The following is a 2,895-nucleotide window of genomic DNA, read 5'->3' as shown; positions in this document are numbered from 1 at the left end:
ATTGGCCGTCATGGCAATAATGGGCAAGGAGTGAACATCCTTCCGCGGCAGTTTACGGATAGTCTGGGCTGCGGTCAAACCATCCATTACAGGCATCCGAATATCCATAAGGACCGCATCATACCATCCTTCGGAAGAATTTGATACAGCCTCTACAGCCTGGGCACCATCCCAGGCCTTTTCAACCTGACATCCCACCTTGGTTAACAAACGCTCTGCAATTTCTGAATTCAGGGGATGGTCCTCACACAATAAAACCCGGCTTCCTTCTAAAATATCCAGGGACACCGTTGTCTGATTTTCTTCCCCTGTCCCTGAGTCTAAAACCTCTAAGTCTAAGATTACCGTCATGCAGGCCCCTTCCTGGGGATGGCTTTCCACCATAATCTCGCCTTCCATGAGGTCCACCAGGCTTTTGACAATGGCTAAACCGAGACCGGACCCCGCGGATGTCGTTGTCACTCGATTTTGTTCCTGGGAAAAGGGCATATACATTTGATTTTTCACAAAATCCGGGCTCATACCAATCCCCGAATCCTTTACGGTAAATTGTGTTCGCCAACGCCCAGGCCTCTGAGATTTCTCGCCTTGGATATTAAAGGTCACCAGACCTCCCTTGGGAGTGAATTTTATAGCATTGGATAAAAGATTGATGAAAATCTGCTTCATCCGAACCAAATCTATAAAAACATCCCGATTCTCTAGGGAACCATCGGTTTTTAAGACAAAATCCACCCCCTTTTCAGCCGCTGTTGGATCGACCATATCCCAAATATTTTCAATAAACGAACGAAATTTCACTCGCTCTGGCCCAAGAATCATCTTCCCGCTTTCAATCTTATTCATATCGAGCGTATCGTTAATGAGCGAAAGCAGATATTGGCTAGACTCTCCAATTTTTCGAATATTCTCCCGAAGAATCCTAGCATCGGTTTCATCTTCGGACAAAGTAACCAGCCCCACAATACCATTCATTGGCGTTCGCATATCGTGGCTAATTCGAGATAGAAAATCGGTCTTGGCTTGGTTGGCATTCTCCGCCATGGTTAACGCTGATTCAATTTCCTGTAGGCGTTTTCTTTCTCGCAGATGAGCTTCGGTTATATCCACTTTTTCAACGAGAATACGTGTATCATCCTTCGATAAATATGCATATTTTTGCATTTTATAGCGGTCTTCTCCGTCGACACGTTCAGCAAAGGTCACACTAAACGTCGATTTTTTCCCAAGCTCTTCCATAAGCGATGGCAACGCAATGGCCTCATATAAGGATTCACGTTCCTCAGGGACAACTACCTTTTCAATGAAATAACGGATATCTTCATCATAATCCGGGTAAGGATTATACGATTTAACCGATTGTTCCTTTTCCTTTTGTGTTGTAATATGGAAAGTCCCGTTCACGGTGTCAATAATCCCGAGGAAATCATATTCTTCATTAGTAAGATGTTGGATAATCATCTCTTCCTGGAGCTGTTCGTCCATATCCACTAAATAGAAAAACACCTCGATTTCCCGGGTCGTCGGGTTTTCCATGATAATTACCTGAGTGCGGACACGATGACGATGCCTATTTTTCATCGCGACCCAATGGATTAAGCTTTGTTCTCGCTCACCCTGATGAGCACAGTGGAGGAGTGCATTCCTGGAAAACAATTTTAGATACTGCTCTTGTTCCATCTTATTAGGAAGGAATTGGCTTGTAAATGCTATGATCTCCTCAATATCCCCCAATGCTTCAACGGTCTGTCCCACAGGTCCGGGAATAATAAGCTCTAAAAGACGGTTTGTTGTTAAATTCCCATGGAACACCGAAATGGCATCTGGCATAGAGCGAACTAAGGAATCCCTCTGCCGAGCATAGGATTTTTCAATCTCCTTTTGGGCCGTAATATCGGTGGCAGTACAGGCTACCTTGATACGCCTACCTGTCTCATCATAAATCGCAGTAAATCCATAGCGATGCCAGAATTCCTGACCCTCAATTCGATTGATTACCTCACACGTAGCACTAGGCGCCCCTGCCTTCATCGCCTCAAAAGCCCTTCGAAGTACGGGTTCATAATCTGGATGAGTAAATTTTTTCTCAAACCAACAGTCAGGATAGTTCTCCAGATATGCCGCAATTCCAAAAAACTCTCGTCCATTGAATTCCAAAGCAGAGTCCGTGTCCGGATAATACTCAAAATACATCATCCCAGCACTGTTGATGGCCGCCTGCATGGAGGATTGGGTTTCCGATAGGCGCCCCTGCACATCAGACAGTGCACCCCCCAGATTGGAATCCGGCTCCTTTAGGTATCTACTCCCGATCCCCATGGCAATTTCCGGATAACCTGCACCATCACACAATACCCGGTAGCTTAGGTCCAGCCAGCCCCAGGTATCATCATCATTCTTAATCTTAATCACCTGGCGAGCATTCTCTCCCCCCTGGATTTTTGCATACATCCCCCGGTAGGACTCTACCCAATCCGGATGAATGTGTCCTGTGCGCACATGGCTCTCCGGGACATCCTCTTCCCAAACACCTTTCCCCATCCGTTCAGGCCCTTCTCCAAAACGGTACAGGCGTTTTTCCTTAATGTTGTATTCCCAATACTGAAGCCCGGCCTGTGCTAAGGCGGTCGCCATCAACGCTCGTGCTTCTGCCCTTATCGATTCAAACATGACTTTGCCACCATCCATGTCATACCCTCGCTTTTTCATTTTCTTCGGCATAAACTCTTTTCATTATAACATAATCCAGGCACGAGGATGACCTCATCCAAATCTTTTCCCTCAAGGACCTGTTTTTTTCAGAAAAAGCTGTTATAATGAAACTATATTATACGGCAAACCCATTATAAAGGAGGTTTTTATGAAAGTTATCTATCTGCATCACAGCGGCTTCAT

The 2,895-nt window shown here is 45.5% G+C and carries 1 protein-coding gene; it reads right to left on the bottom strand.

Annotation, left to right across the window (positions count from 1 at the left end):
• A partial coding sequence (locus VB081_RS06285) for a PAS domain-containing hybrid sensor histidine kinase/response regulator (RefSeq protein ID WP_323399977.1) occupies positions 1-2,721 on the bottom strand: 2,721 nt, incomplete at its 3' end.
• Positions 2,722-2,895: the final 174 nt, after the last annotated feature.

It is taken from the genome of Christensenella sp., assembly GCF_034927525.1.
In the GTDB taxonomy this organism is placed as follows: Bacteria; Bacillota; Clostridia; order Christensenellales; family Christensenellaceae; genus Christensenella.
The sequence above is the reverse complement of the archived record's forward strand: the minus strand, read 5'-3'. Positions and strand labels throughout refer to the sequence as shown.